The organism is Allomuricauda sp. CAU 1633, assembly GCF_017313225.1.
Taxonomy (GTDB): domain Bacteria; phylum Bacteroidota; class Bacteroidia; order Flavobacteriales; family Flavobacteriaceae; genus Flagellimonas.
The window spans coordinates 67,768-90,493 of the sequence record NZ_JAFLNE010000009.1; the positions used below are offsets into that span (position 1 = coordinate 67,768).

The 22,726-nt window shown below is 39.2% G+C and carries 18 protein-coding genes; 2 read left to right on the forward strand and 16 right to left on the reverse strand.

All coding sequences use genetic code 11. From position 1 onward, the window contains the following. Window position 1 precedes the first annotated feature (1 nt). Window positions 2–1,414, forward strand: coding sequence for a purine-cytosine permease family protein (locus J0X14_RS17420; protein ID WP_207099102.1), 1,413 nt, complete (start codon window positions 2–4; stop codon window positions 1,412–1,414). 149 nt (window positions 1,415–1,563) lie between these two features. On the opposite strand, the gene J0X14_RS17425 is transcribed toward J0X14_RS17420, so the two are convergent. The 3 genes from J0X14_RS17425 to J0X14_RS17435 all read right to left on the reverse strand — a co-directional run bounded on the left by J0X14_RS17425 (window position 1,564) and on the right by J0X14_RS17435 (window position 6,889). Continuing rightward, the gene (locus J0X14_RS17425) at window positions 1,564–2,970 is read right to left on the reverse strand and encodes a Gfo/Idh/MocA family protein (protein ID WP_207099103.1); all 1,407 of its coding nucleotides are present in this window, start codon (window positions 2,968–2,970) and stop codon (window positions 1,564–1,566) included. Window positions 2,971–3,359: 389 nt separating this feature from the next. Beyond that, window positions 3,360–5,504: a hypothetical protein gene (locus tag J0X14_RS17430; RefSeq protein ID WP_207099104.1), complete on the reverse strand. Its 2,145-nt coding sequence runs from the start codon at window positions 5,502–5,504 to the stop codon at window positions 3,360–3,362. Window positions 5,505–5,506: 2 nt separating this feature from the next. Beyond that, window positions 5,507–6,889, reverse strand: coding sequence for a glycoside hydrolase family 28 protein (locus tag J0X14_RS17435; RefSeq protein ID WP_207099105.1), 1,383 nt, complete (start codon window positions 6,887–6,889; stop codon window positions 5,507–5,509). Between the two features lie 225 nt (window positions 6,890–7,114). Between J0X14_RS17435 and J0X14_RS17440 the strand changes: the two genes are divergently transcribed. Continuing rightward, entirely contained in the window at window positions 7,115–8,134 is a 1,020-nt protein-coding gene (locus tag J0X14_RS17440) for a LacI family DNA-binding transcriptional regulator (protein WP_207099106.1), read from the forward strand. An 11-nt stretch (window positions 8,135–8,145) separates the two neighbouring features. Here J0X14_RS17440 and J0X14_RS17445 read toward each other — a convergent pair whose 3' ends face one another. The 13 genes from J0X14_RS17445 to J0X14_RS17505 form a co-directional block, all read right to left on the reverse strand. Further along, the gene (locus J0X14_RS17445) at window positions 8,146–9,753 is read right to left on the reverse strand and encodes a UxaA family hydrolase (protein ID WP_207099107.1); all 1,608 of its coding nucleotides are present in this window, start codon (window positions 9,751–9,753) and stop codon (window positions 8,146–8,148) included. Between the two features lie 11 nt (window positions 9,754–9,764). After that, window positions 9,765–11,204 (reverse strand): tagaturonate reductase, encoded by a 1,440-nt coding sequence (locus J0X14_RS17450; RefSeq protein ID WP_207099108.1) that lies wholly within the window; start codon window positions 11,202–11,204, stop codon window positions 9,765–9,767. Window positions 11,205–11,231: 27 nt separating this feature from the next. Then, window positions 11,232–12,527: a TRAP transporter large permease gene (locus J0X14_RS17455; protein WP_207099141.1), complete on the reverse strand. Its 1,296-nt coding sequence runs from the start codon at window positions 12,525–12,527 to the stop codon at window positions 11,232–11,234. Next, on the reverse strand, window positions 12,523–12,993 hold the full coding sequence (locus tag J0X14_RS17460) for a TRAP transporter small permease (RefSeq protein ID WP_207099109.1): 471 nt from the start codon (window positions 12,991–12,993) through the stop codon (window positions 12,523–12,525). The genes J0X14_RS17455 and J0X14_RS17460 overlap by 5 nt, the downstream gene beginning before the upstream one ends. Window positions 12,994–12,998: 5 nt before the next feature. Next, on the reverse strand, window positions 12,999–13,967 hold the full coding sequence (locus J0X14_RS17465) for a TRAP transporter substrate-binding protein (RefSeq protein WP_207099110.1): 969 nt from the start codon (window positions 13,965–13,967) through the stop codon (window positions 12,999–13,001). Beyond that, complete coding sequence (locus tag J0X14_RS17470) at window positions 13,964–14,596, reverse strand: bifunctional 4-hydroxy-2-oxoglutarate aldolase/2-dehydro-3-deoxy-phosphogluconate aldolase (RefSeq protein WP_242528084.1); 633 nt, start codon at window positions 14,594–14,596, stop codon at window positions 13,964–13,966. Before J0X14_RS17470 ends, J0X14_RS17465 begins: the two co-directional genes overlap by 4 nt. Window positions 14,597–14,641: 45 nt before the next feature. Then, window positions 14,642–15,688 (reverse strand): sugar kinase, encoded by a 1,047-nt coding sequence (locus tag J0X14_RS17475; RefSeq protein WP_207099112.1) that lies wholly within the window; start codon window positions 15,686–15,688, stop codon window positions 14,642–14,644. A 20-nt stretch (window positions 15,689–15,708) separates the two neighbouring features. Beyond that, window positions 15,709–17,112: a glucuronate isomerase gene (gene uxaC / locus J0X14_RS17480; RefSeq protein ID WP_207099113.1), complete on the reverse strand. Its 1,404-nt coding sequence runs from the start codon at window positions 17,110–17,112 to the stop codon at window positions 15,709–15,711. A 16-nt stretch (window positions 17,113–17,128) separates the two neighbouring features. After that, window positions 17,129–17,914, reverse strand: a complete 786-nt coding sequence (locus J0X14_RS17485; RefSeq protein ID WP_207099114.1) for a gluconate 5-dehydrogenase — start codon at window positions 17,912–17,914, stop codon at window positions 17,129–17,131. Window positions 17,915–17,918: 4 nt separating this feature from the next. Then, window positions 17,919–18,755 (reverse strand): 5-dehydro-4-deoxy-D-glucuronate isomerase, encoded by an 837-nt coding sequence (kduI, locus tag J0X14_RS17490; RefSeq protein WP_207099115.1) that lies wholly within the window; start codon window positions 18,753–18,755, stop codon window positions 17,919–17,921. Window positions 18,756–19,236: 481 nt separating this feature from the next. Continuing rightward, on the reverse strand, window positions 19,237–20,250 hold the full coding sequence (gene yiaK / locus J0X14_RS17495; RefSeq protein WP_207099116.1) for a 3-dehydro-L-gulonate 2-dehydrogenase: 1,014 nt from the start codon (window positions 20,248–20,250) through the stop codon (window positions 19,237–19,239). 533 nt (window positions 20,251–20,783) lie between these two features. Next, entirely contained in the window at window positions 20,784–21,815 is a 1,032-nt protein-coding gene (locus tag J0X14_RS17500) for a GntR family transcriptional regulator (protein ID WP_207099117.1), read from the reverse strand. A 293-nt stretch (window positions 21,816–22,108) separates the two neighbouring features. Continuing rightward, a complete protein-coding gene (locus tag J0X14_RS17505) occupies window positions 22,109–22,687 on the reverse strand; it encodes a TetR/AcrR family transcriptional regulator (protein WP_207099118.1) in 579 nt (192 codons plus the stop codon). Between the last annotated feature and the right edge of the window lie 39 nt (window positions 22,688–22,726).

Below are 22,726 nucleotides of genomic sequence, written 5' to 3' on the forward strand. Positions count from 1 at the left end.
TATGAGCCAATACGACATTGAACAGAATATTGAGGATATAGCAGGAGGGGAGTTTGAAAGAACCCCTGTTCCACAATCAAATTTAAAGAGCTGGAAAAGTTTCTTGGGCATGTATGCGGGAGAACACGCTGCGGGTACCGAGTTTGTAATAGGACCTCTTTTTCTAACAGCTGGGGTAAGCGCTTTTGATTTGATTATTGGCCTTTTGTTGGGAAATTTATTGGCAGTTTTGAGTTGGCGTTTTTTAACCGCTGAAATTGCGGTTAAGTATAGACTTACATTATACTATCACCTAGAAAAAATTGTGGGTAAGAAACTTGTGGTTGGGTACAACCTTGCCAATGGAATTTTGTTTTGTTTTTTGGCTGGGGCGATGATTACTGTATCGGCAACGGCCGTGGGTATCCCTTTTGGAATGGAAATGCCCAAACTTACAGATACCCTTCCAAACGGCCCTACTTGGATTATTATCGTACTTGTTCTTGGCGCATTGATTTCATTGATTGCTGCCAAAGGGTTTAATACGGTTTCCAAAGCAGCCAATTATATGTCTCCCATAATCATTATAGCGTTTCTGGCCTGTGGTTTTGTGTCCCTAAAACAATTGGGAGTGGGTAGTTTCTCCGAATTTTGGAACATTTGGGGAGAAGGATCTGAACCTTTTCCAGGGCAGATAAAATATACTTTTTGGCATGTTTTATTTTGGTCTTGGTTTGCCAATGCAGCTATGCATATTGGGATGTCCGATTTGACCGTATTTAGATTTGCTAAAAAACCCAGTTCTGGTTGGACCACTGCTGCAGGAATGTACGTGGGACATTATATAGCCTGGATAGCTGCGGCATTGCTGTATGCTGTTTATGTAAGAACCCCAGAAGCACAAGCTTTATTAACATCGGGGCAGGCTCCTACCGTGGCACCAGGTCCAATGGCGTACAGTGCCATTGGTGTTTTTGGAATTATTGCGGTAATCTTGGCAGGGTGGACCACGGCCAACCCCACTATCTATAGGGCTGGATTGGCTTTTCAGGCCATTATGCCCAAGGTTTCCACCTTTTGGGTAACCATTATTGCGGGAACCGTGGCTACCATTGCAGGTTTGTTTCCAGCTTTTGCAATGAAACTATTGGACTTTGTGGCTTTTTATGGATTTGTTCTTGCTCCAGTTGGAGCTGTGATTGTCTTTGAGCATTTCTTTGCTGAAAAAGCAGGCATTAGTAGGTTTTATGCTGAAAAATCGGGTATCTCGTTCAATGCAGCCATGTTGTTTGCTTGGGGCATCTCCTTTGCTTTGTTCTATTTTATTTCAGTTCAGTTTGATATTTTCCTCTCCTACGTGACCTTACCTGCATGGATTACATGCGGTGCTCTTTTTCTGATTTTTAGTAAAATGCGGCAAAAGAAAAGTGTATGACGATTCCGAAGCTAAAAAAAGGCCAAAAACCTAAAAACACTGTTAACAAACTAGGGTTTCGGTTTTAATACCTATTAATAGAAAGGCCTTTGCATATGCAAAGGCCTTTCTATATATACTATTTGTTTTTTATTTTTTATCTATGCTTTTTATACGTCATTTCGTTTTACCATAGGTTTTAAATCGGTTAGGTCACCAATTTTCACAAGATTTCCAGATTCAATACTTTTTCTGGCCGCTATACCGATTAATACCGACATAGCTCCATCTCTACTGCCCGCGGCCCTATCGTAAGGGTCTTTGGCATCCGCGGTTTTAAAAATCTTATCCTGTAAGCGTTTATCTCCACCGCCATGACCACCTCTTTCAAAAGGCACATCAATTACCTCAAAATCTTTCCAGAGCTTGTGCACAATAATAGATTCACTGTTGGCCTCTTCCACAGCTGATTGCTCCATTTCTTTGGCATGCATTTCTGCCTGGCTTATTTTAATTTTTTCGTGATACGGAATATCCAGCGAAGCTTCAATTCTACCCTCGGTGCCATTGAAACTCACCCTCCATCCTTCAAAAGGGGAATAGGTAGTCAATGAATAATTTAAAGAGACATTATTGGCATATTTTACTTGAGCCGACATTTTATCATAAATGTCTATTTCATTTCTAAACAAACAATTGTCTCTAATATACCCGTCATGTTGTTCATTGTTGGCATAAAGATTCATCATGTGTTCACTTTTTGTAATGTCCCAATGGTATTCACATTCTGATTTATGATCACAAGACCTACAGTTGGCACCTCTAAAAGGTCCATTGGAACCATAATGTTCCAAATCACCAAGGGCAAAAACCACGCTTGGGTCAGAGTCTATCCACCAATTCAATAAATCAAAATGATGTGTTGCCTTGTGTACCCAAAGCGTACCACCTTCATTTTTAAGCCCGTGCCATCTTCTAAAATAGGAAGCCCCATGATACGTGTTCAAATACCAGTGAAAATCTACCGAAGTTAATTGACCAATGGTATTGTTGGCCAACAATTCTTTAATCTTCGTGGCATAAGGACTCCATCTATAGTTGAAACCGACAATCAATTTTTTATTTGATCTGCGTTCTGCATCAAGTATGGCCTGGCATTTTTCTTCATCTGTGGTAAGTGGTTTTTCTGTCAACACATCACAACCATAATCCAAGCCTTTAATGATAAACTGGTGGTGTGTTGAATCTTTCGTGGTTACAATGACCAAATCTGGATTGGTCTTTTTCAACATTTCGTCAAAATCGGTAAAAGTAGGGCAATCTACCCCTATGACTTTTTTACCGTATTCCAGCCTACCGGGATTGATGTCACTAAGGCCAACAAACTCTATGATATCGCTATATTGTTCGGCCAATCTTCTTCCCCAAAAGCTTGTACCCCTGATCCCCGTTCCCACCAAAACTACTTTTAGTTTTTTAGTGTTTCCAAAACCAAAATCAAAAGAGGTAATTGGAAAAGCCGTAGAAGCGGCAAGCATGCTAATAGAAGTAAGAAATTTTTTTCTTGAAATTTTCATGTTTAGGTATATTTATGCAGTTAATTAGTTAATACATTTTTTGTATTCCTTCATGCTGAACATCCCATTTTTAAATAGTTTGAGAAATAAGGTTTTCAGATAAAAAAATCAATAGGCTGCTTGTATTTTTGGTCTTTATCGTACAGAAAAAAATAGTGATTAACAAAATACAAACAAGCATTTAGATAAAAATAACAAACTGATTGTTCACAAGTATCCTGTACTATGATGTAGTTTTCTGTTTATTAAACAGATTTACTTTAAATATAATTTTATTAGCTTTTTGTCTGATTTACGCTTGATATCAAATAGGGCTTGGCATTTTTCTTCAGGTAGTCAGGAATTTTCCTGAAATTTTCATAATACATTGAATTTAAGCGGCATATAGGTTAATACATTTTTTGCAATCCTTCATGCTGAACGAGCCAACTTTTTGGGAATCCAATATTGCTCGAAATATCCCCTTCAGATCCTGCAGCCATCAATGCCAAAGCGGACAAAAAACCACCGTTTCCAGGTAGATATAAGCGCAACCTTTCATCCTGATAATTGTGCCCATTTTTTAGATAGGTATTGGTTGGAATTGACATCAATAGGGCGTCAACAGCTTTTTCAGGATGGCCCAATCTGGCCGCGGTCATTGCGGTCATGGGAAAATCCCATCCCCATGTATCTTCCCAATGCCAATCTTTCCAAACCTTATCAAATGTGTTTTGCATTATTTCTTTATCCAGTTCCCCAATTGCCGGAAGCATTCCGTAGGCCCCTAAAACACTTGGGTGGTCCGTCATGTATTTTTCAGTGGAATAGGAATCCAATGCACTCGCAGCGGCCAGATAAAGACCATCTTTATGCGGCAATGGAGATAGGCCGTTCAAAACTTGGTCCCATTCGGCATTTCTTTCTTTGCCCAGTCGTTCCCTCCAATTTTGAGCTTTTTCCAATCCCCATTTCCAATAAGCGAGCTCAAAAGTGGGGTTGTAAGTGACTTTTGGGTCGAAGCGCTCTTGTGCCGCAATGACCCCCGGCCCCAAAATGTATTCGTTTAGAGTTGCATCGTACCAGGCAAAATCAGCCATAAAGGCTGCTGTTTCTTCAACCAGGGGAGCATACTTTTCAAGTACCTCTTTTGAGGGGTTATCATTGTAGACCAATTCAGAGAAATAAATAATATGGGGTTGTTGCCATATTAAATATGACCCAACGGAAGATGCCGTTTCACCACCATTGGGGTCGGTCATTTTTTGCCATCTGACCCCTTTAAAGCCTTGTCTTTTAGCAATTTCCATTGCTATGTCTTTTGACCTGAAATACCAATCGAGCTGTTTCTCTAAAATGGATGTTCGTCCCCATTGTGCATAATGTACACCATGCCACCAAATCATTTCCATGTGGGGTTTTCCGTACCAAGAATTAAAGGTTAAGCCTGTTTCTTGTGGTGGTGAGCTACCACCACAATTAATTTTGGTAAGGTAAAGCGATAGCACCATCCTTCTTTCCAACTCCTTGGCCCTTTTGTCAGTAACTTTTCCAAAGTCAATTATTCCTCCGGAGTTCCAAAAGGATTCGTAATACGTATGGACTTCATTTTGGAAAACCGTAAAATCCTGATTGCTCGCGATAGGCTCGGATTCTGAAAACAGAACAGAAAAAGACCATTGTCCATCACTCTTTTCAGGTTTGATAATAAAACCATGATCGGTACTAATTTCTGGCAAAAGGTCTTGGGAGGATGAGACTGAGGTATAGTATTGGGTACTATCCAATCGTCTTTCAATTACACTGTTTTTTGAATCTAGTTTTTTGTAATCCAGTCTTTTGGGCTCATCGGAATCGTAAAAGGCCGCCTCGTCCAAAAAATGGTCGGTAGGGTAGGGGTATTTAATGTGAAGGCCTATTCTACCTTCTTCCACCAATTTACTTTTTACCTGTACGGCTAAAATATCCTTGTTTTGGTCCACCAGTGAAATCACTTCAACAGGTACGCCATCCACTTGAAAATTGCTGGTCAATTCGCCTTTCCACATATTCAATTGTTGATCAATCTCTTTGATATCGGATATGCTTACGTGACTTCCATCCTCCTTTTCAATGTACCAGCCCACATTGGCCAAGTGAATTCGGTGTGGATTTTGTCGCAGGTAATTTGCCGCTTCACCTTGAGGTGAATTTTGGGGCCATTGAACGGCATAAGGCACTTTTCTTCCATGAGATTCAAGGGAATCCAGAGTTTGTTCAATGGTATATTTTTTTTCCGTAGGAAAACTGTGCCAACCCCATTCGGACTGTGTGCCCAAGGAAACACCCTTTTTGTAGGCTTCTGGAAATGTCTGAAGACCAGTAACATCCATGGTCATGGCAAAACGGCCATTTCCCAAACTTAAAGAGTTCAATGTATCAACCTCATTGATGTGTACGGTATGTCTATTAAAAACAGCCTCCCGATCAATTTTGTCTATTTTCGTTTTTTCGCCCTCTTTGCATCCTGTAAAAAGAAGCAGCAATAGACCAATGGTAAAGCTTTTTCTAAGCATGATTAATCGATGATTATATTAGTTACGTTTTCTTGAACCAACCAATCCCGCGCATCGGGAAGTTCGGTAGTGATTTTGCAGTTGATGAATTCCACTTTATCGGTGTGGCGAATAAAAAATGCGTGTGCGTTTGTATCCCCAAATTTGCTTCCTTCAGGATACGTTCCATCATATTCCATAACCGCTTGATTTTTTTCCACTACCCCGCCTTTTAATACGAAATCCAAATTCTCAAAGGTTACGTTCTGAATGTTATGTCCATTTATTCCAGTTATTATAGATGGATATTGTTGCGTAAAGCCTTTGCCCGAGATATTTTTAAAGTGAATATTTGAAATACTTCCAATTCTAGGCTTCCTTCCGGGAACGGTTCGTTTTCTATCGGCCAGAAGTATAAAGATTGCCTGCCCCGTATTGCTGATTTCACAGTCGCGTATGTTGATGTTATCAATAACTGCTCCATCCATGGATTCAATGGCGATTGCTGAATTTTGCAATGCATTTTTTAAGGTCAATCCTGAAATATCAAAATTTTTGAAACTACCCAAGGCATCCGTTCCCCATTTTAAACAGTTTCCGGCTTTTACGTTCAGCTTATCCAAAACACAATTGCGGACAACGACATTTTCGCAACCATATTCGCTGCCACTTTTAAAGCAAATGGCATCATCTTCGGACTGAAATATGGAATCTTCAATAAGCACATTATGGCAATCAACGATATCAATTCCATCGCGGTTTGGGGTTAAATTATGGGAATTGACCTTGATATTTTTAACCGTGATGCTATCTGACTCGATGTATACCTGGGTCCAGCAAGCGGGATCTTCCATGGTAATGTCAGATATTGTGATGTTTTTTGAACCCACAAAGGCCAAGATAGACGGCCTATCTTTTTCGGTGCCCAATTCTTTTACGTGCATCCAGGGTTCGTAATCACCTTGGCCATCAATTTTTCCTTTGCCTGTTATGGTCACATTTTGCACGTGATTGCCATAGATCAATCTACGTTGGCAATCTTCCAACATTCTGTTGGGATATTTTGTTTCAATTTTATGGTGTGGATAGGCAATTTCGTCATCGGATTGAATTCCCAATATTGTTGCCGATGAGTCTATTTTCAAGGTCATATCACTGCCGAGCAGTAGCTGACCAGTGAGGAAATTTCCGCTAGGGAACAAAACAGTTCCGTTTGTTCCTTTGCAGGCATCGATCGCTTTTTGGATCGCCTCTTGATCGTTGGTAATGCCATCGCCTTTTGCCCCATAATCATAAACATTGTGAACGGCTATTTTTTGATTTGGCTCAGTACATTGAAAGGAAATGGAAATTAAAAGAAAACACCAAAATAAGTGTATTTGGTTCCAATTTGAGCTTTTAGGCATGAATCAATTTTTGACTTTACCGAGGTATTTTTTGGAAATAGAAAACCTCTGATTTTTGATAAAAGAAAATACCGCTTTTTGCTGATATATTAAAAAAAAGCGGCGAAAAATCACTTTAAAGTAATCATATGTTTTATCCCCAAAAACGGATAAGAAACAGGGCTGTTTTTCTGCCCATTATATCGGTTTTTTTTATGTAAATTGAGGTTTTATAAAAAACATCTTTTGTCCAAAAAAGTTACAATCTATGATATTGCGAAGAAGCTCAACATTACTGCAGCATCCGTTTCAAGAGCTTTAAACAATAATCCCAGAATTAGTGAGAGTACCAGAAAATTAGTTTTGGAGACTGCGGCCAAAATGAACTACAAGCCCAATAAAGTTGCGTTGGCTTTAAGGAATGGTAAAAGCAATAGTGTTGGTGTTATAGTTCCGAGGGTAAACAGAAACTTTTTTTCAAATTTAATAAGGGGGTTGGAAGAAGAATTATACCCCTTTGGTTATCAAGTGATCATATGCCAAACCTATGATGAGGGCAAGCGAGAGATTGATAATATAAATGCATTGCTTGATGCGCATGTTGGTGGAATATTTTTGTCTATTTCAAGCAACACGGCCAATCTGGACCACCTTAAACGGGTTATAAATAGTAATGTGCCCTTAATATTTTTAGATCGGAAAGCCGATATGCAGGGGGTGGGCTCAGTTACCATCAATGATCATGAGGCGGGGTATATTTCAACACAACATTTGATCGATCAGGGGTGCAGACGAATAGCCCACTTGGGTGGAGATCAGAGAATAGAAATATATAAAGATAGGTTTGAAGGGTACAAGCAAGCCCTGCATGATAATAATATAGAATTTGACAAAAAATATTTTTATCAATTCAATAGGAACAATAGCATTGATGGAGGAAAAGAAGCTGTAACAAAACTATTGAAACTGAGCAGCCCGCCGGATGCAATTTTTTCCGCTAGTGATTTTGTTGCCCTTGGGGCCATTCAAGAACTTCAAAAGAGAAATGTCAGGATTCCCGAGGATTTTTGTGTATCAGGATTCAGTAATGAACCATTTACCAAGTTTATGGAACTTTCCATTACATCTATTGATCAATTTCCAATTGAAATGGGCAAGATAGCAGCTAAGGTATTTCTGGAACAAATAAAAGGAGGCCATAAAAAGCAAAACAAAGTGGTTTTGGATCCAAAACTCCACATCAGAAAATCAACCTCAAAATTATAGGATTTCCTACTTTACAAGGAAACACCTCTTTTCCAAGGAATAAAATCGTTCTGGTCTAATTGCATGGCTTTTGTCTTACGGCCACTGGCAACTTCAATGATATATTCCAACAGTTCTTCGCCCATTTCTTCAATGGTTTTTTCGCCTCGAATTACAGCACCGGTATCAACATCAATGATGTCGGACATTTTGGTTGCCAATTCGGAATTTGAGGAGACTTTGACTACAGGCACGATCGGGTTTCCCGTAGGTGTTCCCAGGCCTGTGGTAAACAAGATAATGGTAGCGCCTGAGCCGGCCATTGCAGTGGTACTTTCCACATCATTTCCGGGGGTGCACAGCAAGTTGAGTCCTGATTTGCTCACATATTCCCCATAATCCAAGACATCTGTTACGGGAGATGTACCGCCTTTTTTTGCAGCACCGGCAGATTTCATGGCATCGGTGATGAGACCATCTTTTATATTTCCGGGTGATGGATTCATATCAAAGCCAGAACCTGCATCCACCACTGATTTTTCAAAAGCCTGCATCAATTCCAAGAATTTATTGGCCTTTTCATTTTCTTCACAGCGATTGACCAATTCTTGCTCCACACCGCATAGTTCCGGAAACTCTGATAAAATGGCTGTTCCTTCCAGTGCTACCAGCAAATCGGAAACATGGCCCAAAGTTGGATTTGCGGAGATTCCGGAAAACCCGTCAGAGCCCCCACATTCCAACCCAATCCTTAATTTTGATAAAGGAGCAGGTCTCCGCTGAATATTGTTTGCTTCTTTTATGGCCGCAAAAGACTCTTTGATAATGGTATTCAACATTTCTTCCACAGTTCCCATTTGTTGTTGCTCATAAATAAGAACAGGCTTATCCTGTTTGGGGTTTACCTTTTCAATGGCATCCTTTAAAATCTGAATCTGAAGGTTTTGACAGCCCAGGCTAAGTACGGTGCAGCCTGCAACATTAGGGTTGTTGATATACCCGGCCAATAACTGGGCCAATGATTCTGAATCTTGTCGGATGCCACCGCAACCTCCTTGGTGGGTGATGAACTTGACTTCAATGTTGTCAAATACATTTTCGTGGGTGTCCTCTATTTCGGATACGCTATCACCAGTATTGATAAGTGAACGTAAAAGCAATCTATGTGCATCCACTTTTTTATGGAGCAATTCCTTTTCGAATACGTCTTTTAAAATTTCAATATTTCTGTTTTCACAAAAGACCAAAGGAAAAAATAACCAAACATTTGCAGTACCTACTTGACCATCTTTTCTATGATAGCCCATAAAAGTTCGATCTTTGAACTTGTCAATTTTGGGAGGATTCCAACCAATTGATTTTGTTTTACCGGTTACTTTTGAACTTTTATGTTTAACATTTTCGGTGGTAAGAACGGCTCCTTTTTCAATGGGTTCGCTTGCTTCTCCTACAAGTACGCCATACATTATGATTTTGTCTCCGACTTTAAAATCCTGAAGTGCTATTTTGTGCTTTGCCTTGGCCAGCATCTTTATAGCTATGGTTTGCTGTTCAAAATCAATGGTACTCCCTGCGGGCAAATCGACCAGGACTACCGCGACATTATCATCCTTATGTACTTTTATTAACTTGCTTTGCATTGCTACTGAAACTACTTATTAAACTCAGCGAATCCATCTTCTACACCTAAACGATCTATCAGCTCTATAGCTTCTGAAACCGATTTTGATAAACCATCAATTTTGGACAAATCCTCTCCCCAAAATTCTGTGTTGGACAATACTTTTTCTGCTACTTGTTTATAATTGTTTTCCTGCCACACATCTGTAAAAAACTCAATGATATCAGTACTGTCCTTTAGTTCAATTGTTTCTCCATTCCAATTCCCTTTGTAATATCTTATTAAGCAAGCGAAGGCATAGGTTAAGTGAACCGGAATACGCTTTTTAGCAGAAATAAACTCAAGGATACTGGGTAATACCCGCACCTTAAATTTAGAAATTGCATTTAAAGACAGGCTTGCCAACATGTGTTTAATAAATGGATTCCTAAATCGATCAAACACTTCGGAGGCAAATTCATTTAGTTCGGCCCTGTCCATGCTTAAGGTCTCGATGACTTCATCAAAGACAATTTTTTGGACAAAATCTCCTGTAAAATCATCGTTTACTGTGTCCTCCACAGTTTTATTACCATGCATCAGAGATAACGCAAAAATAGAGGTATGTGCCCCGTTCAATATGCGAACCTTACGCGTTCTGTACGGCTGCATATCATCAACGATCTTTACATTCAGATTGGTTTTGTCAAAGGGTAATTTTCTGCGTAGGTCATCATCCCCTTCAATAACCCAAAGGAAAAAAGCTTCGGCAGTTACCAGCAATTTGTCTTCATATTCCAACTGACTGTTATAGGATTCAATTTCATCTTTTGGATATCCGGGAACAATTCTATCCACAAGGGTATTGTGAAACGAATTGCTCGTTTGAATCCACTCTTTGAATTCTTTTTCCAAATTCCAATCATCAATGTATGTGAGGACAATTTCTTTGAGTTTATCCGAATTGTAATTTATCAGTTCACACGGAATGATTGTCAATCCTTTTGATGAACTTCCATTAAAATGCTTGAATCTTTCATACAAAAAGACCGTCAACTTTGCAGGAAACGAACTGGGGGGCTGGGAATTCATGTTGTCTGATGCCACATAGACGATACCGGCCTCTGTGGTATTGGATATAACAAATTCCAAGTTTTCTTCTTTGGCCAGATTCAAATAAGCCCGATAATCTGTATAAGGGTTTATTCCAAAGGCAATATTTGAGACCAATTCTTTTTCCTGGATTTTCTTTCCCTTTTCTATTCCATTCATGAAAAGGGTATACAAGCCGTCTTGACTGTTTAGCATATCCACCAAACCATGTTCTATGGGTTGAACAACTGCAATTGCACCTTTGTAATTTGCTTTTTTATTCAACTCCTGAAACGCATAATCAACAAAAGCGCGGAGAAAATTACCTTCTCCAAATTGAACAACTTTAATAGGTAGCTCATCAGTGATACCAATGCTATTTCTCTGTAATTTTTTCACAGTAGGCAAAAATGTTTTATTTGAAAATTAAACCCCAAAAACCTTAGGCAACCATAGGCTTAATTGAGGGAAATAAGTGACCAGAAATAAGGCTAAGATCATGACCAAAAACAAAGGAATCAATGGCCTTACAACTTTTTCAATTGTGGTGTTCGCTATTCCCACACCTACAAATAATACCGATCCGACCGGTGGCGTACACAACCCAACGCATAGATTCAAGACCATTATGATTCCAAAGTGAATTGGATCAATCCCTAATTCCGTTACAATTGGTAAAAAAATGGGGGTGAAAATCAAGACTGCGGGAGTCATATCCATAAAAATACCGACGAACAATAAAATTAAATTGATAATCAATAATATAGCAATTTTGTTCTCAGTAATGCTTATTAAGCCTGTGCTGATGTCTTGTGGAATATTTTCAAAAGACATGACCCAAGACATACTCATTGAAGCTGCTATCAACAGCATTACTATAGCAGTGGTAGCGGAAGAATCCAACAATATTTTAGGCAAATCATTTACTGAAATTTCTTTGTACCAAAAGCCTAAAATCAGTGTATAAAGTACGGCTATGGCCGATGCTTCGGTTGCGGTAAATATACCTGTGATGATTCCGCCTATGACAACAACCAATAAGAAAAGACTTGGTAGTGCATCAATAAAAGTCTTGAAAACCTCTTTTAAAGTACTTCGTTCTCCAATTTTGTATTTTTTCTTTTTGGCCCAAAAATAGGCAACGGTCATTAGCAATAGGCCGGTTAATATTCCAGGGATATATCCTGCTAAAAACAAAGCGGCAATGGAAACACCTCCACTAGCCAAAGAGTATACGATCAAAATATTACTTGGAGGAATCACCAAGCCTGTAGTTGCGGATGTAATGTTAATTGCAGCTCCAAATTCCTTTGAATATCCTTCTTTCTCCATTTCTGGACCCAAAATACTCCCCATGGCGGAAGCCGATGCCATTGCAGATCCTGCGATGGCTCCCATCAACATAGCTGCAATTACGTTTATATGGGCCAGTCCACCTGGTAATGAACCAACTATGGTCTTTGCAAATGCAATGAGCCTATGTGCAATTCCTCCCTTGTTCATCAACTGGCCGGAGAGCACAAAAAAGGGTATGGCCAGTAAGGCAAAGCTGTCCAACCCGGTTCCAATTCTTTGGGCTACCGTAGTAAACGCGTATAAAGTTGGAATACTCGCCATCATCGTCAATAAAGATGAAATTGCTATACTCCACGCAACGGGCACCTTTATTAAGAGTAAGGTGATAAAACTCAATACTAGGATTAAAACAGGAATATATTCAATCATCTTTTGTCAAGTTTAAAATATCCAGAACTTTATAAAATATTATGATAAGACCACTTATGGGAATTACTATGTACACCAACGCCAAAGGAATTTGTAACGATGGTGAGTATTGCTCCAACGTATAGGTCATGTGAACCAATCGAAAGCCACCGATTACCATACCGGTAAGGCAAAACAGAATGATGATGGCATTGGCCACTATTGAAAATTTCTTTTGACTTTTTTTGCTCAATCTTGAAGGGAGAATATCAATGGCGACATGCATTTTTCTACCCGAAACATAGGCAGCGCCAATTATTCCCAGCCATATCATTAAATATCGGGCAAGCTCATCTGTAAATGAACTTGGTATGCCTACGAGATACCTTGAAAATACCTGCCAAAGGACGTTGATCACCATTACTCCCATAATGACCATCAATACCTTTCCTAAAATAGCATCAATCTTTTGCCTTAGTTTCATAAATTTTACTTCGTATTTTGAATTCGGTCGATAAGCGAATACATTTCTGGATTCTCTTTGTAGGATTCATACAGTTCTCCAACCATATCTGAAAATAAAGTTTTATCGGGTGTTATAATCTCAACACCTTCTTTTTGAACTGCTTCCAAGGCTTCTTTTTCGGATTCCATCCAAAGTTTTCGTTGTATTTTGACCGATTTGTCCGCTGATGCCCGCAGCCACTCCTGTTCTTGCTCAGTTAACCGATCCCATGTTTTTGTTCCTATGATCAACACATCTGGTAGGGCAGTGTGTTCATCCAACGAATAATACTTGCAAACTTCATAGTGCCGTGATAAATAAAAACTTGGTGGGTTGTTTTCGGCGCCATCTACAACACCTTGTTGTAATGAAGTATACAGTTCGCCCCATGAGATGGGTGTTGCTGCCCCCCCGAAACTTTTTACCATATCCATGGCCGTAATGCTTTCCATGACCCTTATTTTCATGCCCTCTAGATCTTGGGGTGTATGTACTGGCTTGGATTTTGTGTAAAAACTTCTACTACCTGCATCATAATAGGCAATTCCTTTCAATAGATATTTTTCGCTCTCGGTCAGTAATTCTTTGCCTATTGGGCCGTCCAATACCCGAAATGAATGTTCCCTATCCCTAAATAAATAGGGCAGCCCAAAGACTTTTAATTTTGGGGAAAAATTTTCAAGCACGCCAACGGAAACTTTGGTCATATCCAAACTTCCTACCTGTAAAAGTTCCACACATTGTCTTTCCGAGCCTAGCTGCTGACTAGGATAAATCTCTAGCTTCAGCTTTCCTCCCGATCTTTCAACTAAATCCTCGCCTAACAATACCATGGCCTTGTGTACCGAATGGTTCACATCCAGACCATGTGCCAGTTTCAAGGTTTTTGAGCCTTCTTCTTTACCACAAGAGAGGCAAAGGAGTGTTATTACAATGACAGCTATTTTATTCATTTTCGTATACTATTGATAATAGTCATAACTTCTTTCACCTTATTCTCCAACAAGTTATAATTTTTATCGGCAACAATTTCCTTGGTGATAAGTTTTGATCCCATACCCACGCATGTAGCACCAGCATCAAACCATGCCTTTAAATTTTCTTCGGAAGTATCTACACCGCCAGTTGGCATTATCTTGGTCCAAGGTTGGGGTGCTTTGGCCGCTTTAATAAATCCTGGGCCATAAACATCACCAGGAAAAAGTTTTACGACCTCACAGCCATATTCTTCTGCCTTGGCGATTTCTGTTAGCGATCCACAACCGGGAGACCATAGTATTTTTTTTCTATTACAAACAATGGCTATATCTTCTCGAAAGACAGGGGTGACAACAAAGCTGGCCCCAATATTCATATAGTGGGATGCCGTGGCAGCATCCGTGACAGAACCCACACCTAGAATCATATCAGGGCAATTAACAGCACAATATTTGCTTAGTTCATTAAAAACTTCTTGTGCAAACAGGCCTCGATGGGTAAATTCCAAGAGTCTTGCTCCACCATCATAACATGCTTTCACTACATTTTTTGCAATGTCTATATCCTGATGGTAAAACAGTGGCACCAGCCCTGTTTTTTCCATCACTTGAACGACTTCAATCCTTGAAAACCTCATTTTCTTTGCTAATTATCTAGCGACTCTTCCTGATGCGTCGCCACTCATTAATTTTTCAACTTCGCTTACTGTGGCCAAATTGGCATCGCCGTATATGGTATGCTTTAAACAAGATGCAGCTACGGCAAAATCCAAGGCTTTTTGGTCATCATCTTTGTACGCATTTAAGCCATAGATCAGTCCTCCCATAAAGCTATCACCGCCTCCAACCCGATCAACAATATGGGTAATTTGGTAGGTAGTTGATTTCACCATTTCCTTGCCATTGTACATAACTCCGGCCCATGTGTTGTGCGAAGCACTGATGGAACCCCTTAAGGTAGTAATTACTTTTTTTGCCCTTGGGAATTTTTTCATCATCTGTGTGCAAACAGACATAAAAGCTTCGGCAGAAACATCATGACCGTCTTTATGAACATCTATGTCTTCTGGGTGAATGCCAAAGTGTTTATGGGCATCTTCTTCATTCCCCAAAACAATATCACAGTATGAAGTAAGTTCTGTCATGATTTCTTCACGTTTTGCATCATCACAATACTTCCAAAGCTTTGCGCGGTAGTTTAAATCGGTAGAAATGGTAATTCCCATGTCACTTGCAACTTTCACTGCTTCTATACAGGCATCTGCAGCACTTTGGGAAATTGCCGGAGTAATTCCTGTCCAGTGGAACCAATGGGCATCTTTAAAAACGGATTTCCAATCTATCATTCCTGGCCCTATTTCTGCCATAGCGGAATGAGCCCTGTCATAGACTACCTTACTTCCTCTGCTCACCGCCCCGGTCTCCAAAAAATAAATGCCTAATCGGTCTCCGCCATAAGCAATATGGTTGGTTCCAACATTTCTTTTTCGCATTTCCATAAGGGCGCATTCGCCGATATCATTCTTGGGTAATCGGGTTACAAATTCTACGGGCAATCCATAATTGGCCAAGGAAACTGCCACATTGGATTCTCCTCCTCCATATATCACATCAAAACTGTTTGCTTGCGAAAACCTTAAAAATCCTGAGGGTGCCAATCGTAGCATGATTTCCCCAAAGGTGACCACTTTTTTCATTTTTATTTTCAGTAGTTTAATTAAAAATTGAAATATTCTTTGGCATTATTATAACTTATGTCGGAAACCACCTTGCCCATCAATTCCATATCTTTTGGCAATTCTCCACGGTGCATTTCATCTCCAAATAGATTACAGAGTACGCGTCTAAAATATTCGTGTCTTGGATAGGATAAAAAGCTTCGCGAATCTGTTAGCATACCAATAAAACAGCTAACAACACCTATGTTGGAAAGAGCATTCAATTGTTTGATAATACCATCTTTTTGATCCAAAAACCACCACGAGGAACCATACTGCACCTTGCCTTTTACACTACCATCATTAAAATTGCCTATCATGGCTGCCATGATTTCGTTATCGGCGGGATTAAGGTTATAAATGATAGTTTTGGACAATTTGTTTCTGGAATCCAAGGAATTAAGGAATTTTGAAAGATTTTCTGCTTGGGAATAGTCTCCAATGGAATCCCAACCCGTATCGGGCCCCAGTTTTGAAAGCATTCTTGTATTGTTGTTCCTAAGGGCCCCTAAATGAAATTGCTGCACCCATCCGAATTCATGATAAGTTTCGGCCAAGAAAAGCAGGAGTGCACTTTTAAACTTTAATGCTTCGGCTGGAGATAGTTCCTTCCCTTCTTTTTTCTTTTTAAAGATGGAATGGATTTCATTTTCGGTGAAATCGGCATAAAAAATATGGTTTAAACCATGGTCGCTTAGCTTACAGCCATTGCTGTTAAAAAATTCAATCCGATTTTTTAGGGCATCGCATAGATCAGTATAGGTGTTTATTTCAAAGTCAACCGCATTACTTAGCTTATCTATGTAGTCCAGGTAATTTGGTTCGTCTATCAATATGGCTTTATCCGGTCTAAAGGAGGTGCTGACTTTTGCCTTGAAATCACTGTTTGTCAACGCCTTATGATGTTCCAAGGTGTCAACGGGATCCTCGGTGGTACATACCGTTTCAACCTTCATTTTTGACAACAAATTTTGGCAACTGTATGCTGAGGTGTTCAGTTTTTGGCTAGCCTCACGGTAGATGGTTGCGGCATTTTTTTCATTCAACAATTCGTCTATACCAAAATATCGGCTTAATTCTAGATGCGTCCAATGGTACAGTGGGTTTCGTACGGTATACGGTACAACTTTGGCCCATTGTATAAATTTTTCCTCATCGGGGGCGTTCCCTGTTATATATTTTTCATCAACTCCCAGCGTTCGCATTGCCCTCCATTTGTAATGATCCCCATTGATCCATGCTTCCGTAAGGTTTTTAAATACCTTATCCGTTGCTATGAATTCAGGGGATAAATGGCAGTGATAATCTATAATAGGCTGCTTGCTGGCATAATTGTGGTAGAGTTTTTTGGCATACTCATTTTCCAACAAAAAATCGTCGTTAATAAACGGAGTCTCTTTCATAATTTGTTGCATTGGATTAGGCTTCGTTTGATGGTTTTCCAATGGTGGCAAGAATACCTCCATCTACATAAACAATCTGACCATTTACAAAGTCACTGGCTTTAGAAGCTAAAAAAACTACGGTTCCTGCCAAATCTTCTGGGTTTCCCCAACGGCCGGAAGGGGTTCTACCAATTATAAATTCGTTGAAAGGATTTCCATCCACACGAATCGGTGCTGTTTGGGAGGTGGCAAAATAGCCTGGTCCAATACCGTTCACTTGAATGTTGTGTTTGGCCCATTCCGTGGCTAAGTTACGGGTCAACATTTTTAAGCCTCCCTTGGCGGCCGCATAGGCCGATACACTATTTCGACCCAATTCACTCATCATGGAACAAATGTTTATGATTTTTCCGCCTCCATTTTTGACCATTCGGTTTGCCAATAGTTGCGACATAATAAAAGGACCTACCAAGTCCACATCAATAACCCTTCTAAAATCTGAAATGGGCATGCTCAGTGCAAGCTCTCTTTTTATGATTCCTGCATTGTTCACCAAAATATCGATATTTCCCTCGGTGGAAACAATTTCCTCTACTTTTTTCTCGGCCAAAGCTTCATCAGTAACATCAAAAATATATCCGGAGGCTTTAAACCCTTTATCTTTATAGTATGCCAATGCACTTTCTAGTTTTGATGGAGTGGTACTGGTAATGACCAACTCAGCACCTGCCGTTGCAAGGCCTTCGGCCATTGCCATTCCCAGACCATGTGTACCCCCTGTAATGAGGGCCCTCTTGCCTTTTAAATCAAATAAGTTCATGGTACTATTTAAGTTCGTTAGGAGGACAAACATCCATATCGCTATAATCCAAGTTCTCACCCGCCATTCCCCAAATAAAGGAATAATTTGCGGTTCCTGCTCCTGAGTGGATTGACCATTCGGGGGAGAGTACAGCTTGATTGTTTTGCATAAAGATGTGTCGGGTATTTTGAGGCTGGCCCATAAAGTGGCAAACGGTTTGTCCCGCCTCTAAATCAAAGTAGAAGTAAGCTTCCATTCTACGTTCGTGCGTATGTGCAGGCATGGTATTCCAAACATTGCCTTCAACCAATTCGGTAATACCCATTTGAAGCTGACAGGTTTCTACAAGGCTATTGACTATCAATTTGTTCAGAACACGCTTGTTGGCGTATTTTGTATCACCTAATTGAATTACCTCCGCGTCCTTTAATCCAATTTTTTTAACGGGAAATTCCTTGTGGGCAGGGGCAGAGTTAAGGTAAAATAAAGGCTGTTCATTCCCTAAAGCGGAAAATACCACTTCCTTACAACCCTTACCCACGTACAAAGCCTCTTTTTTGTCTAAGTCGAACGTAGTACCATCCACAGTCACGGCACCTTTGCCGCCTACATTAATTATCCCCAACTCTCTCCTGTCCAGAAAATGCTCTGACTTAAGATAGGGTATTGTTTCCAAAGTTATTTTTTTGGTCGATGGCATTGCTCCGCCAACAATGTATCTATCATACATTGAGTATGTTAACTGGATTTGATCTTTAATAAAAAGACTTTCAATTAAAAAGTGCTTTCTTAATTCTTCTGTCCCATACCTCTGGGCATCTTCGGGATGGGAAGCGTATCTAAATTCTGAATTTGTCATATTTGTGTAATCGATTACGCTAATATAATAATAAAAGTTAAATATGATGGGATATACCAGTATGGGTTTGTACAAAATGATGAATAATCCCAATTTATATTGGCTCATCCTTAAATTTAATTCAAATTAAAAAATTGAACACTTTTTAATGATTTAAAGTGCTTTTATTTGAGAGCAGTTTTTTATTGGTTTTTCTGTCAATGTCCATCTTTCCTGACATTTATAGACTTTTCTTATTTATGAATCGGTTAGCGTCATATGCTAAGAAAATAACCAATTGAGATGTACCAATAATACGGGTTGAACAATGGTATAGGAATGAAAATAATTCCATAGTTGTCAGAATCTAAACAAAAAGATATGTATTTGTTTCCCTTATTGTCATTAAATGGACCAGCTTACTTGACGTGTAGGATGCATCTATTTACAAGGCTATTATTTCAAATTACTATGTACTGAATTAGGGCTTATAGTGGTAATTTCAGCGTTTTGAATTTAATAGTTCCAATACTTTTGCCCAAACCTCTCCATTGACTGGAATTCCCTTTTCCAAATTTATGGCCCTGGTCCGTAAAGCACGTTCTCCTGGATAATAGGTTTTGTCCTTTGGATGCATGGGTTCCACGTCATGGACATAATCAATGATTTCATTGAGAAGTCTTTCTTGTAGGCCCTTATTGCCAAATACTTCGGGATAAATACAGAGAAAAACTTGCGAAACAGCTGTTTCATGTTCTTTTTGACCAATTTTATAGGTGGAATCCCCCGCCGCCAATAAGGTGGCCAGCATATCCAAGACCATGGAGAGACCTGACCCTTTCCAATATCCTATGGGCAGTCCACGTTCCTTCTGCAATATTTTTTCGGGATCTTTAGATAATTCGTTGTTTTGGTCCCAACCCCCGGGATAAGGTAGTTTTTCACCTTTAAGTCTATATTCATTGATTTTCCCGAACGAAAATTGGGAAATTGCCATATCCAAGACGACGTGGCCCTCTGCCCTGGGTATTGCCACAATGAACGGATTGTTTCCTATCCGGCTATCATTTCCACCCCAGGGGGGCATGTTTGGTTTTGTATTTGTAAAAAGGATGGCTATGCAGCCTGCTTCTGCTGCTTGCCACCCATAGGCACCACCCCGCATCCAGTGATTGGTGTTGCGCAGGGCAACCATTCCCATTCCGTGGAGTTTTGCCAATTCTATAGCTCTGTCCGTACATTTTTTGGCATTGACAATACCAGGTCCAAGATTGCCGTCCCATCTTTCAATGGTGCCAAACGCCTGTACTTTTTCAGCTTCAGCATTAATTTTCACCAAACCTTTTTCCACAAAATCAATAAAGGAGGGGACACGGTTGATGCCATGTGAATTTACCCCAAACAGGGTGTTGTCTGTATATACTTTGGCCATGGATTGGGCCTTATCCTTTGAAAATTGATACTTTAAGAACAGTTTGTAAAGTACATCCTGCATTTCTTCATTTGTAATTCGCATGGTCTTTTATTTGTATGTGGCATTTTGAACGCATGAAGGGTCACCCTCTCGAAGATAGGTATAAGAGTGAAAAGTAGGGTTAGGCATTAGTAATATCGAAAATATAGGAAACTAGGGATTTTTAAATTATAAAAGTTAAAGGCCCCATTTTTATTGGGGCCTACTAAAAAAACTAACTAACTCAAAAATCACAAACTATCCTGACTAGGGACACGCTTTCTAACTTATGAGATCAAAAACCATCCAACATTTAAGGACGTAAACTTATGACCAAATTAAGAATATCATTATTTTTTTCTATCCTGCACCTACCTGTGATTGAGTGAATTGGATATGTCCCTCCTTATTCTCCCTACCAATTTCATACTTGATTTGTTGAGATATTTCAGCCTATAACCCCTTGTTACTACTTATAAAGCTTTATACATGGAATTGGCATATGAGTATTCTATGTTTAAGGAAAGGGCTTTAAATGGATTGGTTGGTGGCATTTGGCTCATAAAAGTTTTAAGGGCGAACCATAAAATGCTAATTCACAAAGAACCTCTTTCAACATAGTTGAAGGGGTTTTTTATTTTTGAAAGGGTATTTTCCAAAATCATGGAAGCTGCCATTTCTCCCATCGCTTTAAAGTCTGTGCTAATTACAGTAATGTCAAGAAGAGCCTTCAAAGGGGTGTCATTGTAGGAGATTATTCCTATTTCCTCACCCACTACAATTCCTTTCATTTTTATTTGCTGCATTAGATTGACCAAGTCTGTTTCTTCTATAATGATGTATACATCTTTTCCGGTAAGTTCCATGTCTTCATAAATTTCATCCAACACTTCAAAATCAAATTGATTTTCGGAACAAAACAGATGAAAGCCGTGCAAGATTCTCAGGGGATATGGGAAGATTGATTTTCTAGGATACACCAATATTATCCTATCATATTTTTTAAGTTTATTCAATGCTTTGGAGAGGGCGTCGTAAATGTCAAATTTAAAATCTTGATAAACTGACCCATAATTTCCACTAAGTTCGGGTTTACTGTTATCCAACAATAACAACTTTTCTTTAGGAATTTCGTCAATGATTTCCATAATGGATTCAGGACAACTGACATGTTGTAAGTTTTCATTCTTAAAATGGGGCATTATTACATAATAATCAAAGGCGCCCATGTTTTTTTCGATGGCTTTGGCAAACAAAGATTCTTCACAATGATATATTGAAAGGGTGACGTGACCATCCGCTCCCATAAAATTTACAAAGGAATTGTAAATAATTAGTTTGTACGAACTGGGCTTGTTGATCAAAAAGAACACATTGATTTTGGAAATCAGTTCAGTTTTTGTGATATAGAATCCCTTGCCCTTTACAGAAGTAATGACTTTTCTTTTTTTTAGCTCACGGTATGCTTTTTCAACTGTATCCCTAGACAGATAACATTCGGCGCTCAGTTCATTAATGGAAGGGATTTTATCGCCAAGTTTAAGTTTTCCTTTTGCAATGTTATCTATGACACAATCAATTATTTGCTTGTACTTGGGAACTCTTGAAACGTTATTAATAACAATCATGTAAATGGGAAAAACTTTTATTGCAATTGTCCTATGGTACCAATTTAATAAAGTTTATTTAAAAGAAAATTTAAAAATAGGGAATGGGCAGTAGCACTTTTCTATATGGGGTGCATTATTCATAGCAATTTCATGTAGAGTACTATTCAAAGATGCTAAATCAGTAAATATAGTACTGGACACGGTGGAAACTTTGGTACACATCGTAAGAAAACTTGCCCTGATCAATCCAGGATTTGGAGCAAATACCATTCAAATACAAATATTGACATAGGAATCCACTACATTAAAAATCAGGAATTCTTCTCAAAAAGCAATTCCAAATAATTTTTAAAATGTTGTAATTGTTTGGCAGAAATAGTAGGGTCGTTCAATGCCTTGGAGATAATAAAAGTACCTTCAAAAATGACTGTGAATTGGTCTGCCAAAGATTCAATATCTACACCTTTTTTAATACTATTATTGGCTAAAGTGTCGTTAAGAAGTTCCATAAAGGTATGGCGCCAATTAAGAATGGCGTTGGAAACAACCGCTAAAGTTTCTTGGTCAAATTGACTTGGTTCATGGGTATAAGATGCATATAAACAACTAGAAACTTCTTTTGTGTTTGACATCGTATCTATGAACAGCTGCACAAACTGTAAAAGTCTTTTAAGAGGAGTCTCTTTTAACGATTCCGTTTCTTGTAAAGCCCATTCTAAATGAGCCTTGTCTTCATGGGCATAGGTTTCAATCAGAGCTTTAGCCAATGCATTTTTAGTCTTGAAATGATAGAAGAAAGCCCCTTTGGTTATTCCTGTTTTATCAAGTATTTGGTCAATACTAGTTCCTGAAAATCCATTGTTGAAAACCAGCTCTTTGGTTTCAACCAATATTTTGTTTCGTGTTGGTGTACCATCTCTTCCCATGAA

Coding starts and splice junctions, on each gene's coding strand:
- J0X14_RS17500 (WP_207099117.1), bottom strand. CDS start 21,815: ATGATTGTTATTAATAACGTTTCAAGAGTTCCCAAGTACAAGCAAATA.
- J0X14_RS17470 (WP_242528084.1), bottom strand. CDS start 14,596: ATGGAAAAAACAGGGCTGGTGCCACTGTTTTACCATCAGGATATAGAC.
- J0X14_RS17485 (WP_207099114.1), bottom strand. CDS start 17,914: ATGAACTTATTTGATTTAAAAGGCAAGAGGGCCCTCATTACAGGGGGT.
- J0X14_RS17430 (WP_207099104.1), bottom strand. CDS start 5,504: ATGCTTAGAAAAAGCTTTACCATTGGTCTATTGCTGCTTCTTTTTACA.
- uxaC (WP_207099113.1), bottom strand. CDS start 17,112: ATGAAAGAGACTCCGTTTATTAACGACGATTTTTTGTTGGAAAATGAG.
- J0X14_RS17475 (WP_207099112.1), bottom strand. CDS start 15,688: ATGAAAAAAGTGGTCACCTTTGGGGAAATCATGCTACGATTGGCACCC.
- J0X14_RS17425 (WP_207099103.1), bottom strand. CDS start 2,970: ATGAAAATTTCAAGAAAAAAATTTCTTACTTCTATTAGCATGCTTGCC.
- J0X14_RS17445 (WP_207099107.1), bottom strand. CDS start 9,753: ATGCAAAGCAAGTTAATAAAAGTACATAAGGATGATAATGTCGCGGTA.
- yiaK (WP_207099116.1), bottom strand. CDS start 20,250: ATGCGAATTACAAATGAAGAAATGCAGGATGTACTTTACAAACTGTTC.
- kduI (WP_207099115.1), bottom strand. CDS start 18,755: ATGACAAATTCAGAATTTAGATACGCTTCCCATCCCGAAGATGCCCAG.
- J0X14_RS17420 (WP_207099102.1), top strand. CDS start 2: ATGAGCCAATACGACATTGAACAGAATATTGAGGATATAGCAGGAGGG.
- J0X14_RS17460 (WP_207099109.1), bottom strand. CDS start 12,993: ATGAAACTAAGGCAAAAGATTGATGCTATTTTAGGAAAGGTATTGATG.
- J0X14_RS17435 (WP_207099105.1), bottom strand. CDS start 6,889: ATGCCTAAAAGCTCAAATTGGAACCAAATACACTTATTTTGGTGTTTT.
- J0X14_RS17465 (WP_207099110.1), bottom strand. CDS start 13,967: ATGAATAAAATAGCTGTCATTGTAATAACACTCCTTTGCCTCTCTTGT.